Source organism: Pantoea sp. Tr-811, from assembly GCF_011752535.1.
In the GTDB taxonomy this organism is placed as follows: Bacteria; Pseudomonadota; Gammaproteobacteria; order Pseudomonadales; family Pseudomonadaceae; genus Aquipseudomonas.
The window spans coordinates 375232-390620 of the sequence record NZ_VWXJ01000004.1; the positions used below are offsets into that span (position 1 = coordinate 375232).

Sequence of the window (15389 nt, forward strand, 5' to 3'; positions counted from 1 at the left end):
ACCAGCCACGAGCCCCGCGCCATGACCACCCAAGCCCTTGCGCAAGCCCTGCAACAATTGAGCAGCCTCGCCGAGCAGGCCGAGGGCGTGGCGGCCAGCCGTCCGGGCCAGGCGGTGGGCAGCTTCGCCGGTGAGCTGGAAGCGTCGCTGCAGCGCATCAACCGCCTGCAACAAACCGCCAGCCACCAGGCCAACGCCTTCCAGGCGGGCAGCAGCGAGGTGTCGCTGAGCGATGTGATGGCCGATTCGCAAAAGGCCAGTGTCGCCTTCCAGATGGGCGTACAGGTGCGCAACCGCCTGCTCACCGCCTACAAGGACGTGATGGCCATGCAGGTTTGAGTGACCCGTCACAGAATTTTCGGGCCATCCCCTAAAGACGCCATGAGCCCATGCCGATGTTGCGCCACAACGCACTCACCCGGCCGCACATGCTGCGCACATCAGGACGGACACCCTCATGACGACCACCACCAGTTCCACCGCCACCATCACCAGCCTGGGCGTCGGTTCGGGGCTCGACCTGGAAAGCATCCTGGAAAGCCTGGAAGAGTCCAAGACCGCCAGCCTGCTCGACCCGATCACCACCCAGGAAGAGTCGGTGGAAGCCGAAATCTCGGCCTACGGCACCCTCACCAGCGCCCTCGATGCCTTGCAGACTGCCGCCGAGGCCCTGGCCGATTCGAGCCTGTACGATTCGCTGAGCACCAGCATTTCCGGTAGCGGCGTGTCGGTGAGCACCAGCAGCGCGGCCGTGGCCGGCACCTACAAGATCGAAGTGACCCAGCTGGCCCAGGCCCAGAGCCTGGCCACCGATGGCGTGAGCGACACCAGCACCACCCTGGGCACCGGCACCCTGACCTTGCAGGCCGGTGGCAGCGACGCGGTGTCGATCACCCTCGACAGCAGCAACAACACCCTCGAAGGCCTGCGCGACGCCATCAACGCCGCCGATGCCGGCATCACCGCCACCATCGTCAACGACGGCAGCGACAGCCCCTACCGCCTGGTACTGACCTCCAACAGCACCGGCACCGACGCGGCGATGACCGTCAGCTACAGCAGCGACGACAGCAGCGACCTGGCCTCCTCGCTGTTCGGCTACGCCGATGGCGAGGGCAACATGACCGAAACGGTTGCCGCCCAGGATGCCGAGCTGACCATCAACGGCATTGCCGTCACCAGCCAGAGCAACACCGTGGAAGGCGCGCTGCAGGGCGTGACCCTAACCTTGAGCGACACCGGTAGCTCACAGACGCTGACCATCAAGCGCGACACCGACAAGATCGAGAAAGCCATCACCGCCTTCGTCGATGCCTACAACGACTTCGTCGGCACCGTCGACGACCTCACCGCCTACGATGCCGACGCCGGCACCAGCGGCGAGCTGCTGGGCGACTCCACCACCCGGCGCATCAGCACCAAGCTGGCCAGCGACATCTACTCGCAGATCGGCAGCGGCACCTTCAGCTACCTGTCGCAACTGGGCATTGGCCTGGAGTCGGACGGCACCCTGTCGATCGACGAAGACACCCTGGAAAGCGCCCTGACCGACAACATCGACGCGGTGTCGGAGTTCTTCATCGGCAGCGATGGCAGCTCGGGGTTCATCTCGCGCATGACCACCGACCTTGACAGCTACCTGGATGAAGACAACGGGCTGATCGTGGCCAAGACCGACAGCCTGGAAAACAAGCTCGACCAGCTTGAAGAACGCTACGAAGAAAAGCAGGCCCTGATCGATTCCGAAATGGATCGCTGGCGTGAACAGTTCACCCAACTCGACACACTGATCTCCACGCTGAACTCGACGGCCGATTACCTCACTGAACAATTCGAGGCCCTCAACAGTGATTAAAGCCCCCGCGACGGAGCACGCCGGATGACCTCACCCTTCGATGCCAGCGCTTATGCCAGGGTTGGCCTGGAAAGCGCCATCCTGGCCGCTTCGCCCCACCAGCGGATCACCCTGCTGTTCGACCAGTACCAGGCGTCGCTGCGCCTGGCCAAACTGCACCTGCAGGCAGGCAACATCCCGGAAAAGGGCAAGGCGATTACCCGCGCGATCAAGATCGTCAGCCAGGGGCTGCGCGCCTCGCTGGACCTGCAACAGGGCGGCGAGATTGGCCGCCAACTGGACGAACTGTACGACTTCGTGGTGCGCCTGCTATTGCGCGCCAACCTGGAAAACAATGAAGAACTGCTGAATGACGCGGCACAACTCCTGGGCACTATCGCCTCGGCCTGGACCGCGATCGGCCCACAAACCGAGGATCAACGTTAGTTATGCTGCAAGCACAAGTGATCGCTGCCTATGAAGGGCTGCTTGAGCAATCGCGACGCATGCTGACGTGCGCGGAAAATGCCGACTGGGATGGTATTTTCGCACTCAAGTCGCAGGGCCTGATCGATGCCGCCAGCCTGCGCCGCGCCGAGAGCCAGGCCGAGCTCGATGAAGCCGGGCAACTGCGCAAACTGGAACTCATCACTGAAATAATCGCACTGGATAATCAAGTGAGCCACTGTTTGCAGGCGCGCCAGCACCATCTCGGCGAACTTTTGCAAGTAGGCCGGCAAAAAAATGATCTCGATAATGCGTACCGCGTCACAGGGGCGCAGGTAATATCATTGAGTCATCGCTTGTACCAGTAGGTCCATTGGGCGATCATCAGCACGCCAACTATTACACCATTTGAGTGTAAAGATCCATGTAAAGATTTAGTGCTTGGACAGCACACCAGAAAAAGTACGAGAAAGGTCCACCCTTATCTGTTATCGGTCGAGCACCCTGATAGTTTAGGAAAAAAAATTCTCGACGCTCCCTACCGGAGCACGCCACACCCAACACATTGATAGGCCGCAAAAAAAGGAGGGGAGTACGTTGCCGCACACCAACAGCTACCTTGCAGACATTCAGGAACTCAACCTGTCCTATCTGCTGCTGGCGCAGAGCATGTTGCGCAAAGACCGCGACGTCGCGATCTTTCGCCTGAAACTCAGCGAGAACATGGCCGACCTGCTGACCGGTCTGAGCAGCAAGCAGATGACCCAGCTGTCACGGGTCAACCAATTGATCTGCAGGCCGATCTTCGAAGAAGCCGACCGCATTTCCAAAGCCCTGGACAATTCCCGTGAGCTGGGCATGGTCGAGATCCACACCTCCCTGCTGATGGCGGCCGCCGACCGTTCCGACGGCATGCTCAACAGCGGCGCCTGAGCCATGTCGGATAAAAGCCTGGTCACCGAAATGCAGCAGGTGCAGCTGGCCATCGAGCTGATCCAGCTCGGGGCCCGCCTGCAGGTGGTGGAAACGGAAACCTCCCTCACCCGGGGCCGGCTCATCCGCCTGTACAAGGAAGTACGCGGCGCGCCGCCACCCAAGGGCATGCTGCCGTTTTCCACAGACTGGTTCGTGACCTGGCTGCCGAACATCCACGCCTCGCTGTTCTACAACATCTACCGCAGCATGCTGGAGATCGGCGGCCACCGCATCGATGCCTTCATCAAGGCCTATCGGCTGTACATGGAGCACGCCAGCGATACCGATGGCGAGCGGGTGCTGGGGCTGACCCGGGCCTGGACCCTGGTGCGCTTCGTCGAGAACGGCATGCTGGAGCAGATCCGTTGCTCGTGCTGCTCGGGCGAGTTCATTACCCATTCGTACTCGCCCACGCAGAACTACGTGTGCGGCATCTGCCAGCCGCCGTCCCGGGCCGGGAAAACCCTCAAGCGCCGCGAGGTCGACGCCGACGCCCTGGACACCCTGCGCCCCGCCAGCCAGGGCTGAGCCGCGCGCACGGCAAGTTCTTTCAAGTCGCCCCCTGCCGTTGCCGATCTTCAGCGAACTTTCATCAAGAACCTGAGGAGCGGCGACGTGCTCATTGTAATTGGACTGTTCGTGGCAATGGCCTCGGCGCTGGGCGGCTTCGTGCTGTCTGGCGGCAGCCTGGGGCCGCTGTACCAACCTACCGAGCTGCTGATGATCCTGGGCGCCGCACTCGGCGCCTTCATCGCGGCCAACAATGGCAAGGCAATCCGCGCCACGCTCGGCGCCATCGCCACCTTCAAGCGCAGCACCGGCTACGACAAGGCGTTCTACCTGGAGCTGCTCGGCATGCTCTACAACCTGCTGAACAAGGCCCGCCGGGAAAGCCTGCTGGCCGTGGAGCGCGATGTCGACGACCCGCTGCAGAGCCCGCTGTTCGCCCAGTACCCCCAGTTGCTGAACGACCCGCTGCTGATGAACTTCCTGGTCGACTACCTGCGCCTGCTGATCAGCCTGTCGCTGCAGGCCCATGAGCTCGACGAGCTGATGCAGCACGAGATCGAGGAATTCGAGAACGAGGCGCACCTGCCCGCCGACGCCCTGCACAAGGTCAGCGATGGCTTGCCGGCCTTCGGCATCGTCGCGGCGGTGCTGGGCGTGGTGAAGGCGCTGAGCGCGGTGAATGTCGGCCCGGACCTGATGGGGCAGATGATCGCCCATGCCCTGGTCGGCACCTTCCTGGGCATTTACCTGGCCTATGGCGTGGTCGCGCCGCTGGCCAGCCGTATCGAGCGGCAGTCTGGCGAGTGCGTGAAGATGTTGCATTGCCTGCGCGTGACGCTGCTGGCCCACGTCAAGGGCATTCCCCCGCAACTGGCCGTGGAGTTCGGCCGCAAGGCGCTGCACAGCGCCGAGCGGCCATCCGCCGAAGAGCTGGAGAACCATGTTCGCGGGGGCAACGTGCAGCCAGGCTTGGCCTCGGCATGAGCGAGCAGCCGATCATCATCAAGCGGCGCAAGAAAGCCGGCCGCGGCCACCATGGTGGCGCCTGGAAAATTGCCTTTGCCGACTTCATGACCGCGCTGATGGCACTGTTCCTGGTGCTGTGGGTGCTGTCCAACGCCGGCAAGGGCGACAAGGAAGCCATCGCCCAGTATTTCAGCACGCCCCTGCTGATTGCCCTGAGCCACGGCGACCGCAACTCCGCCAGCACCAGCGCGATCCCTGGCGGCGGCACCGAGGCGCGCCAGCCCGACGCCGAGGCGCCGCGCAAGCCGCGCCGCCAGAGCCGCCTGTCGAACGAGGAACGGCGCCACCTGCAGGCCCTCAAGCAGCGCCTGGAAGATGCCGTGGAACGCGACCCGAAGTTGCGCGAGCTGAAGCAGCAGATCGCCATCGAACTCAGCCCGGAGGGCTTGCGCGTGCAGTTGCTCGACACCGACAAGCGGCCGATGTTCGAGCTGGGCAGTGCGCGGGTGGCGCCGTACATGAGCCAGCTGCTGCGCACTTTCGCCCCGGTGCTCAACGAGCTGCGCAACCAGATCCAGATCAGCGGCCACACCGACAGCCACCCTTACCCGGGCGGCGAGGCCACCTACAGCAACTGGGATTTGTCGGCCGACCGGGCCAAGGCCTCGCGCCAGGAGCTGGTGGCCGGCGGGCTCGACCCGGGCAAGCTGTTGCGGGTGTCGGGGATGTCCGACCGCATCAGGTTCCCTGGTGCCGGGCCGTATGACGCGGTCAACCGGCGCATCGAGATCATCGTGCTCGACAGCCAGGTGGCGGCGCGGATTCTTTCCCAGGAGGAGTTTGGTACCCAGGGCGATTAGTACGCCGTGGGGCTTGCAGCGCCTGCAAGATCGAGCGCCGCCCGCGCGGCGCATCGCAGGCAAGCCTGCTCCTACAGGCGTGCGCCAAGGGGCCGCGCGCGCAGGCAACAGGAACACTGGCCCGAAACAGATGTAGGAGCAGGCTTGCCTGCGATGCGCCGCGCGGGCGGCGCTCGATCTCACAGGCCCTGAAAAACTCAAGCCAGGCACCCCATCAAAAAAACAAACCCGCATTTCACCGGTTGTTCCCCCCTTAACCCCACCCCGCCCCCGCCCACAATAGCGCCCCCAGCATCACCCCGGGTGGCCGAGCCATGGCCGAGACCAGCACAGAAGACCGGACGGAAGCGGCCACCCCGCGCCGCATCGAAAAGGCCCGCGAAGAAGGCCAGGTCGCCCGTTCCCGCGAACTGAGCACCTTCATCATGCTGCTGGCCGGCATCGGTGGCCTGTGGAGCCTGGGTGGCCACCTGTACGACCGCCTGGGCGGCATCGTCGAGCGTGGGCTGTTGTTCGACCGCGCCCAGCTGTTCGACACCGCGCTGATGCTCAGCACCCTCGCCTCCCTGGCCAGCTCTGCGCTGCTGGCGCTGGTGCCGTTCTTCGCCCTCATGCTGCTTGCCGCCATCGCTGCGCCCACCCTGCTCGGCGGCCTGGTGATTACCCTGGGCGCGCTGAAACCACGGTTTTCCAGGCTCAACCCCGTCAGTGGCCTGGGCCGCCTGTTTTCCCTGCAGGTGCCGGTGGAGCTGGCCAAGGCCGTGGCCAAGGCAGCGCTGATCGGCACCGTGCTGTACCTCTACCTGCAGGCCCATGTCGGCCAGCTGCTGGGCCTGCCCAAGCTACCGCCGCACCAGGCCCTGGCCACCTTGCTGACCTTGACTGCCAAGTCCTGCGCCACCTGCGTGGCCGCGTTGATCGTGGTGGTGGGCATCGACACCCCCTACCAGCTGTGGACCTACGCCAAGAACCTGCGCATGTCCAAGGAGGAGGTGCGCCAGGAACACAAGAACGCCGACGGCGACCCCCACGTCAAGGCGCGCATCCGCCGCCTGCAACAGGCCCGTGCGCGGCGGCGAATGATGAGCAAGGTGCCCAAGGCCGACGTGGTGGTCACCAACCCCAGCCACTTCGCCGTGGCCCTGAGCTACCGCCGCGACAAGGACGGCGCGCCGCGGGTCATCGCCAAGGGCGCCGATGCCGTGGCCCTGCGCATTCGCGAGATCGCCGCCGAACACCAGTTGCCGATCCTGCAAGCCCCGCCCCTGGCGCGGGCCCTGTACTTCAACGTCGACCTCGACCGGCAGATTCCCGGCGAGCTCTACACGGTGGTGGCCGAGGTGGTGGCCTGGGCCATTCGCCTCAAGCGCGTCGCCGAGCACGGCGGCCTGGTGCCGCCCACCCCCGTCAACCTCAACGTCCCTGAAGGCATGGACCGACCAGGGCGCAGCCGAACCCGAACCGAGGACCCAACCCCCCCATGAAAGGCCTGACCGCCCTGCTCCGCCGCGACAACTGGCCCGCTGGCGCCGACCTGAAGATCATGACCGGCCCGGTGCTGATCGTGCTCATCCTGTCGATGATGATCCTGCCGCTGCCAAGCTTCATCCTCGACCTGCTGTTCACCTTCAACATCGCCCTGGCGATCATGGTGCTGATCGTCAGCATGCTCACCGAGAAGCCGCTGGATTTCTCCGCCTTCCCCTCGGTGCTGCTGTTCACCACCCTGCTGCGGCTGTCACTGAACGTGGCCTCCACGCGGGTCATCCTGATGCACGGGCACACCGGCACCGACGCTGCCGGCAAGGTCATCGAAGCGTTCGGCGAGTTCCTGGTGGGCGGTAACTTCGCGGTGGGCCTGGCGCTGTTCCTGATCCTGGTGACCATCAACTTCATGGTGATCACCAAGGGTGCCGGGCGTATCGCCGAAGTGGGCGCGCGCTTCACCCTCGACTCGATGCCCGGCAAGCAGATGGCCATCGACGCCGACCTCAACGCCGGCCTGATCGGTGAGCCAGAGGCGCGCAAGCGCCGCCGCGAGGTGGCCCAGGAGGCCGACTTCTTCGGCTCCATGGACGGCGCCAGCAAGTTCGTGCGCGGCGACGCCGTGGCCGGCCTGGTAATCATGGGCGTGTGCGTGGTCGGTGGCCTGGCCATCGGCCTGCTGCAACACGGCATGAGCTTCGCCGACGCCGCCCACACCTACACCATGCTGACCATTGGCGACGGCCTGGTGGCGCAGATTCCCGGGCTGGTGATTTCCATTGCTGCCGGCGTGATGGTGTCGCGGGTCAACACCGAGGAAGACGTCAGCCGGCAGATGATCGGCCAGCTGTTCAGCCGCCCCAAGATGCTGATGATGACAGCCGGGGTGATGGGCCTGCTGGGCCTGGTGCCGGGCATGCCGAACCTGGTGTTCCTGCTGCTCACCGCCCTGCTCGGCGGCCTGGGCTGGTGGTTCTCGCGCCAGGAGCAGGAAGCCGCGCAGGCCCCCGCCCTGGACGCCCAGCCCAAGGCTGCGGTGCAGAGCAGCGAGGCCAGCTGGGATGACGTGAAGCTGGTGGAAACCTTGAGCCTGCGTGTGGGCCACCGCCTGATCCCGCTGGTGGACGTGCGCCAGCAGGGCGAACTGAGCACGCGCATCAAGAGCCTGCGCAAGAAATTCGCCCAGGACGTGGGCTTCCTGCCGCCCGTGGTGCATGTGCGCGACAACCTGGAGCTGCCGCCCAACACCTACATCATCAGCCTCAAGGGCGTGGAAGTGGGGCGCGGCGAGATCTACCCCGGCAAGTGGCTGGCGATCAACCCAGGCAAGGTCACCGGCCAGCTGGAGGGCAAGGAGGCCGTGGACCCGGCCTTCGGCCTGCCCGCCATCTGGATCGAGCAGAACCTGCGCGAGCACGGGCAGATCTACGGCTACACCGTGGTCGACGCCAGCACCGTGGCCGCCACCCACCTGAACCACCTGCTGCACCAGCACGCCAAGGACCTGCTCGGGCGCAGCGAGGTGCAGAAGCTGCTGGACAAGCTGGGCAACGACGGCAAGAGCCTGGCCGACGAAGTGGTGCCCAAGCTGCTGAGCCTCACCCAACTGCAGCGCATTCTGCAGAGCCTGCTGGAAGAACAGGTGCCGATTCGCGACCTGCGCACCCTGCTCGACACCCTGGCCGAACACGCCGGGGCCCAGCAGCCGCCAGACATCGCCGAGCTGACCGCACTGGTGCGCGTGGCCCTGGGCCGCTCCATCGTCAACCAGTACTACGCCAACAAGCCCGAGCTCAATGTCATCGGCCTGGACTTCAACCTGGAGCAGGTGGTGATGCAGGCGGTGGGCAATGGCGGCGCGCTGGAACCCAGCCTGGCAGACACCCTGATGAAGGAAACCACCCAGGCCTTGAAGCGCCAGGAGCTGGGCAACAACCCCGCCGTGCTGGTGGTGCCCAACCGCCTGCGCCCGGTGCTGTCGCGCTTCCTGCGCCGGCGCCTGCGCCAGTTGGCGGTGATCGCCCTCAGCGAAGTGCCCGACGACCGCACCCTGCGCATCACCAGCATCATTGGCGCGCCGGCCGGCTAAGGGGCGAATACCCCTGCAACTTCGGGGTTGTTCTCGGCTTAGCCTGCGCCCCGTCACGCCGATAATCGCGCCGTTACCCCCATCGCCACCCTTGTTCTTCACAGGCACGCACGATGTATACGGCACAAGGCAAGATGCACCAGCAGGAGCTGCTTCAGCAGTACTTGCCCTTGGTCAAGAAGCATGCGCTGAACCTCAAGACCCGCCTGCCGGCGGGCGTCGACATGGATGACCTGATCCAGGCCGGCAGCATCGGCCTGCTCGATGCCCTGACCCGCTACGACCAGAGCCTGGGCATTCCCTTCGGCACCTTTGCCGCGCACCGCATCCGCGGCGCGATGATCGACGAACTGCGCACCCGCGATTGGGCGCCACGGCGGGTGCGGCGCTACGCCCGCCTGCTCGAAGACACCCTGCACCGCCTGGAGCAAAGCCTGGGCCGCCCCCCCGGCGAGCGCGAGATCGCTGCCGCCATGGGCATGTCCCTGGGTGAATACCAGCAGCTGCTGTGGGACATCAACGGCAGCCACATGCTGGCCATCGACCAGGTGCACGAAGACACCCTGGAACACGACGAGCCCCATGGCCGCAACCCGCTCAATGCCTTGCTCGACGAACGCAACCACAGCGGCCTGATCCGCGCCATCGAGAACCTGCCGGAACGCGAGCGGCTGCTGATGGTGCTGTACCACCAGGAGAAGCTGAACATGCGCGAGATCGGCCTGGTGCTGGAGATCAGCGAATCGCGCGTGTGCCAGTTGCACAGCCTGGCAATCGCCCGGCTGCGCGCCTCGTTGGCGGCCTGACCGCCTTTTTGCCGAACGGAACCTCACCATGAAAATCAGCGTATTCGGCTCGGGCTACGTCGGCCTGGTGGCCAGCGCCTGCCTGGCCGATGTTGGCCATGACGTGCTGTGCATGGACATCGACCCGCAACGCATCGCCCAGCTTGAGCAAGGCGAAGTGCCTATCCATGAACCCGGCCTGGGCCTGCTGGTGCAAGCCAACCTGCGTGCGGGCCGGCTGCGCTTCAGCAGCGGCGCGGCGGATGCGGTGGCCTTTGCCGAAGTGTTGTTCATCGCAGTGGGCACGCCACCTGACGAGGACGGCTCGGCCGACCTGCGCCACGTGCTAGCGGTGGCCCGCGACATTGGCCGCCACATGAATGCCTACAAGCTGGTGGTGGGCAAGTCCACGGTGCCGGTCGGCACCGGTGAGAAGGTGCATGACACCATTGCCGCCGAGCTGGCCGCACGGGGCCTGACCCTGCCGTTCGATGTGTGCTCGAACCCGGAATTTCTCAAGGAAGGCGCCGCCATCGAGGACTTCACCCGTGGCGCGCGCATCGTCGTCGGTAGCGACTCCGAGCAGGTGAAACGCCTGATGCGCGAATGCTACGCGCCGTACAACCGCCACCACGACAAGCTGATGTTCATGAGCCTGCGTGCCGCCGAGCTGACCAAGTACGCCGCCAACGCCATGCTGGCGACCAAGATCAGCTTCATGAACGAAATGGCCAACCTGGCCGAGCACCTGCAGGTCGACATCGAGCAAGTGCGCCTGGGCATCGGCAGCGACCCGCGTATCGGCTACGACTTCATCTACCCCGGCTGCGGCTATGGGGGCTCGTGTTTCCCCAAGGACATCCAGGCCCTGAGCCGCAGCGCCCAGGCGGTGGGCTACGAGGCGCAATTGCTGGAGGCGGTGGAGGCGATCAACCAGCGGCAGAAAGCTTCGCTGTTGCGCAAGTTGCAGCAGGCCTTGGGCGGTGAACTTGAAGGCCGGACCATCGCGGTATGGGGCCTGGCATTCAAGCCGAACACCGACGACATGCGCGCCGCGCCCAGCCGCGCGCTGATGGAGGCGCTGTGGCAGGCCGGTGCGCGGGTGCAGGCCTACGACCCGGAAGCCATGGCCGAATGCCGCCGCTTGTATGGCGAGCGCGATGACCTGTTGCTGGCCGGTGACCGGATTCAGGCCGTGAAAGGCGCCGATGCGCTGGTGATCTGCACCGAGTGGAAGGCGTTTCGCAGCGTCGATTTTCACTGGCTGCGCCAACAGCTGCGCTGCGCGGTGGTGATCGACGGGCGCAACCTCTACGACCCCCAGGCGGTGGCCGACGCCGGCCTGATCTACCGGGCCGTGGGCCGCCAGTCGCTGTAGGAGCGGGCTTGCCCCGCGAACACCGGCGCAGCCGGTGCCATGCGCCGCGTCGCTTGCTTCGCGGGTCAAGCCCGTTCCTACAGGTCACGCGCGGCAATGGCGCCGGTAGTGCTCGGCAACATCACCCTGCAGCACCTGCAGGGCCGCATCCTTGGCGTCGTAGACCGTGTGCAGCAGAAACGCCAGTTTCAGCCGCTGGTTATCGCTCAAGCTCGCCAGCCGCGTGGCATCTGGCAGATACAACGCATCTGCACACATCAACTGGGACGCGCCCAACCCGGCGCTCGGAGCATCGCCCTGGGTATAGCGGCGGTACTGCAGGTTATGCAGCCCGCACAGGCTGAACCCCAGCGGCGCCAGGCACTGGCTGAGGCGGCTGGCATCCGCCTGGCCCTCATGGGTCGGGGTGAAATTGACCCGCGCTTGCACCAGCAGGCAATCGGCCAGCGTACGGCTGCCGTGCTCAAGCACCTTCAGGCTGTCATTGAGGTTGTCCAGTAGCAACCAATCCAGCGTGCCCAGGCCCTCGATGGCGTCCAGGCGCAGGGACGGCAACGGCAGGCGCGCCAGCACCCGCGCAGGGTCCAACGCGCCAGCCGCGGGCAGCGGCGCCAGGGTCGCGCTCAGCGCTGGGTCCAGGCAGGCATGCAAGGTCAGCGGCTGGCCGTCGCCCAACGCCACCTTGGGGAAATGATGCAGCTCGCCCAGCTGCGCCAGTTGTTCGGCGTTGCCCACACGCCCGGCCGGGTCGAAGGCCAGGGTCGACAGCACCCCCAGGCGCTGCAGCGCGACGTAGTGCGGCGTGGCCAGCAAGCTGGCGCCATGGTCGAGGGTGACGATGCGGCCCTGGAACTTGAAGCTGAACGCCTGCGCCTGGGCCGGGGCTGCCGGGTGCTGCAGCACCACCGCTTGGCTGTCGCCGTCGAACACCGCCTGCCCTTGCGTGTTCAGGGCCAGCGCCGCCGGTGCCTGGCCCGCGCAGTGGCGCTGCCAGATGGCCCGCAGGGCATTGCCCAGGTGGCCGGCAAAGCGCTTGCTGTCGCACACCGGTGAATTCATCAGCACCCCGCGCAGCAGGCTACGAATGGTGGCCAGGCTGCGCAGGTCGCGGGCCAGGCCCGCTGCGCGCTGGCAATAGGCATCCCAACTGTCGACCACCAGCTCAGGCAGCCCGGCATTGACCAGGTGCGTGGCAGAGTGACGGCCAGCGAAGGTCGGCCCTGGCAGCGTGACCACAGGCACCCCCATCAACAGCGCTTCGCAGGTGGTCAGGCCACCGGAATAGGGCCAGGGGTCGAGGGCGATATCGACTCGGTTGTAGCTTTCCAGCAGGCCCTTGTGGCCCACCGGCCCTTCGATCTGCACCCGCTCTGGCGCGATGCCGTGGCCTTGCAGCACCCCGTGCACATGCTGTTGCAGGCCAGGGTTGGCGAAGGCTCCGCCCTTGAGCAGCAGGCGCGAGCCGGGCACTTCGTGCAGCAGCTCGGCCCAGCGGGCCAGCAGCAGGTCGTTGACCTTGGTGGGGTTGTTGAAACAGCCGAAGGTGACATAGCCGTTGGCCTGCGCCGGCAACGCCTGCACGTCCGGGGCGTAGGGCGGTGGGTCGTAACAGATGTAGTCATCGGGCAGGCGGATCAGCTTTTCGGTGTAGAAGGCGTCTTCACCCGGCGGTGACTCGATGGCATCGCTGAGCAGGTAGTCGATGGCCGCAAGGCCTGTGGTGTTGATCAGGCCGCCGACCCACTTGACCAGCAGCGGCGCTGGCTGCAAGGCCATGCAGCCCATGCGGTTGCCGGCGTTGTGGCCGCTCAGGTCGATCAGGATGTCGACCTGGTCGTCGCGAATCTGCTGGGCCAGGCGCTCATCGTCCATGTGCTTGATCGGGCGCCAGGCCTGCACGCGGGCGCGGATGCGCCGGGTCAGGTGGTCGCTGACCTGGCTGCTGCTGTAGGCCAGCAGCTGGAATTGATGAGCCGGCAGGTGTTCCAGCACGCCGACGATCATGTTGCCCACCGGGTGCTGGCGCAGGCCATCGGAAACCAGGCCGATGCGCAGGCACTTGTCAGGTGCCAGGTCGGCCATCCGTGGCCGTGGCGGCACATGGGCCGGGCCGAAGCGGGTTTGCCACTGCTTGCAGACCTCGAAGATGTAGTCGCGGCTGCGGGTGGGGTCGTAATGCAGGGTGGTCAGGCGGTTGGAATACGGCAGTACGTCCTTGCGCCCAGCCAGCTCGACGGCGCGGCTGTAGTGTTGGTCAGCCAGGGCCAGTTGGCCGATGTCCTTGTACAGGTTGGCCAGGTTGTTCCAGTGGCTGTAGTCGGTGGGTTCTTTTTTGACCAGCGTCTCGAACAGCGCGATGGCTTCGCCATGGCGGTCGAGGCGGCCCAGGGTCAGGGCCTTGCGCGAGAGCATGCGGCCATTGCCGGGCTCGGCGTGCAGGGCCTGCTCGATATGCGCCAGGGCCTGGGTGAAACGGCCTTTTTCGAAATGCAGCGTGGCCAGGCGGTGGTGCGCCGGGGCGAACTGCGGGGCCAGTTGCACGGCGTGGTTGGCCAGGGTTTCGGCACGCTCGCTGTCGCCCAGCTTCTGGGCTGCCTTGGCCACCAGCTCCAAGGCTTCGGGATGCGCGGGGCGCAGCTGCAGGGCTTGCTCGAAACTGGCCAGGGCCTGCTCCGGTGCCAAGGCCAGTTGCAGGTTGCCGAGGGTTTGCCAGGCAGCGGCATCGTCCGGGCGGCGCTGGCAGAGGCGGCGGGCCTGGGCGAGGTCGGTGGGGGCGGTGGAGCGGCTGGGTTTGGGCATGGGGGACGGCCTTGTGGCGGTGGAAGCTTGGGGAATCCTATGCCTGGGTCGCGCGGTTCAAAGCCGGGATAAACCCCATAAAAAGCAGCGCCGCCTTCGCGACGCATCGCGAGCTGCGCTCGCTCCTACGGGTTGTATGCAAAACCGGTAGGAGCGAGCGCAGCTCGCGATGCGCCGCGAAAGCGGCGCCCGTTGCGCATTACTGCAGCAGCGACAGCATCTGCTGTGGCATCGAGTTGGCTTGCGACAACACCGAAGTACCTGCCTGCTGCAGGATCTGCGCGCTGGTCATGGCCGACACTTCGGTGGCGTAGTCCACATCCTGGATCCCCGAACGCGCCGAGGTCAGGTTGGTCACCGTGGTGGAGATGTTGGTGATCGCCGAGTCGAAGCGGTTCTGGATCGCACCCAGGTCCGAACGCATCGAGTCGATGGTGTTCAGCGCGCTGTCCAGGGCAGTCAGGGTGTTGGTCGACTTCTTGGTGACCGCGTTGTCGGTATCGATGGTGATGGTTGCGGTGGTGGTCGAGCCGCTGGTGGTGGTGTCCACGGTGGCCGCGTAGGTCTTGCCGCCCACGGTCAGGAAGTAGTCGCCATCGGCGTCCTGAGACAGGGTGCCGCCGCTGACGGTGGTGCCCGAGCTGTCGACGTAGCTGGTGTTGGTCGAGGTGATCGCGGTGCCCGAGTCGTCAGTCAGGGTAGTGGCGGTCAGGGTGGTGTCGTAGCCGTTGACGTTGAAGTCGCCCAGGCCCAGGGTGGTGGCGTTGATCTGGCTCAGGGAAATGCTGATGGTTTCACCGTCGTTGGCACCGACCTGGATGCTGATGGTCTGGTCCTTGGCCAGCACGCTCACGCCGTTGAACGAGGTCTGGTCGGAGATACGGTTGATCTCGTCCAGGCGCTGGGTGATTTCATCCTGGATCGACTGCAGGTCGGACTGCGAGTTGGTGCCATTGGCAGCCTGTACCGCCAGCTCACGGATACGCTGCAGGTTGTCGTTCACCTGGTCCAGTGCGCCTTCGGTGGTCTGCGCCAGGGAGATGCCGTCGCTGGCGTTGCTGCTGGCCTGGTTGAGGCCGGTGATCTGCGAGGTCATGCGGTTGGCGATGGCCTGGCCGGCGGCGTCGTCGGAGGCGCTGTTGATTTTCAGGCCCGAGGACAGGCGTTCGATCGAGGTGCTCAGGCTGCTTTCCGAAGCGCTGAGGTTCTGCTGGGCGATAAGCGAGGTGATGTTGGTATTGATGACAGACATCGTGCAGTT

14 protein-coding genes are annotated in these 15389 nt (G+C 65.5%); 12 read left to right on the forward strand and 2 right to left on the reverse strand.

The window, feature by feature from the left end; genetic code table 11:
- Positions 1-21 precede the first annotated feature (21 nt).
- From fliE to F3J44_RS08845, 12 genes are all read left to right on the forward strand, one after another.
- Positions 22-339 (forward strand): flagellar hook-basal body complex protein FliE, encoded by a 318-nt coding sequence (gene fliE / locus F3J44_RS08790; RefSeq protein WP_167062994.1) that lies wholly within the window; start codon positions 22-24, stop codon positions 337-339.
- A 118-nt stretch (positions 340-457) separates the two neighbouring features.
- Entirely contained in the window at positions 458-1855 is a 1398-nt protein-coding gene (gene fliD, locus F3J44_RS08795; protein ID WP_167271751.1) for a flagellar filament capping protein FliD, read from the forward strand.
- Positions 1856-1879: 24 nt separating this feature from the next.
- Positions 1880-2281: a flagellar export chaperone FliS gene (gene fliS, locus F3J44_RS08800; protein ID WP_167271753.1), complete on the forward strand. Its 402-nt coding sequence runs from the start codon at positions 1880-1882 to the stop codon at positions 2279-2281.
- Positions 2282-2283: 2 nt separating this feature from the next.
- A complete protein-coding gene (locus tag F3J44_RS08805) occupies positions 2284-2649 on the forward strand; it encodes a flagellar protein FliT (protein ID WP_167063004.1) in 366 nt (121 codons plus the stop codon).
- A 229-nt stretch (positions 2650-2878) separates the two neighbouring features.
- Positions 2879-3214 carry a flagellar transcriptional regulator FlhD gene (gene flhD, locus F3J44_RS08810; RefSeq protein WP_167063007.1) on the forward strand — a complete coding sequence of 112 codons (336 nt, stop codon included), beginning with the start codon at positions 2879-2881 and terminating at the stop codon, positions 3212-3214.
- Between the two features lie 3 nt (positions 3215-3217).
- Positions 3218-3784 carry a flagellar transcriptional regulator FlhC gene (gene flhC, locus F3J44_RS08815; RefSeq protein ID WP_167063010.1) on the forward strand — a complete coding sequence of 189 codons (567 nt, stop codon included), beginning with the start codon at positions 3218-3220 and terminating at the stop codon, positions 3782-3784.
- Between the two features lie 87 nt (positions 3785-3871).
- Entirely contained in the window at positions 3872-4750 is an 879-nt protein-coding gene (gene motA / locus F3J44_RS08820) for a flagellar motor stator protein MotA (protein ID WP_167063013.1), read from the forward strand.
- Positions 4747-5592, forward strand: coding sequence for a flagellar motor protein MotB (gene motB, locus F3J44_RS08825; RefSeq protein ID WP_167271755.1), 846 nt, complete (start codon positions 4747-4749; stop codon positions 5590-5592). The genes motA and motB overlap by 4 nt, the downstream gene beginning before the upstream one ends.
- A gap of 314 nt (positions 5593-5906) precedes the next feature.
- Complete coding sequence (flhB, locus tag F3J44_RS08830; protein ID WP_167271757.1) at positions 5907-7076, forward strand: flagellar biosynthesis protein FlhB; 1170 nt, start codon at positions 5907-5909, stop codon at positions 7074-7076.
- Positions 7073-9166: a flagellar biosynthesis protein FlhA gene (flhA, locus tag F3J44_RS08835; RefSeq protein WP_167066003.1), complete on the forward strand. Its 2094-nt coding sequence runs from the start codon at positions 7073-7075 to the stop codon at positions 9164-9166. Before flhB ends, flhA begins: the two co-directional genes overlap by 4 nt.
- A 113-nt stretch (positions 9167-9279) precedes the next feature.
- On the forward strand, positions 9280-9972 hold the full coding sequence (locus F3J44_RS08840; RefSeq protein WP_167066006.1) for an RNA polymerase sigma factor FliA: 693 nt from the start codon (positions 9280-9282) through the stop codon (positions 9970-9972).
- A 28-nt stretch (positions 9973-10000) separates the two neighbouring features.
- Positions 10001-11329 (forward strand): UDP-glucose/GDP-mannose dehydrogenase family protein, encoded by a 1329-nt coding sequence (locus tag F3J44_RS08845; protein ID WP_167271759.1) that lies wholly within the window; start codon positions 10001-10003, stop codon positions 11327-11329.
- A gap of 84 nt (positions 11330-11413) precedes the next feature.
- Here F3J44_RS08845 and F3J44_RS08850 read toward each other — a convergent pair whose 3' ends face one another.
- Entirely contained in the window at positions 11414-14128 is a 2715-nt protein-coding gene (locus F3J44_RS08850; protein WP_167271761.1) for a tetratricopeptide repeat protein, read from the reverse strand.
- Between the two features lie 199 nt (positions 14129-14327).
- A complete protein-coding gene (locus tag F3J44_RS08855; protein ID WP_167066015.1) occupies positions 14328-15380 on the reverse strand; it encodes a FliC/FljB family flagellin in 1053 nt (350 codons plus the stop codon).
- Positions 15381-15389: the final 9 nt, after the last annotated feature.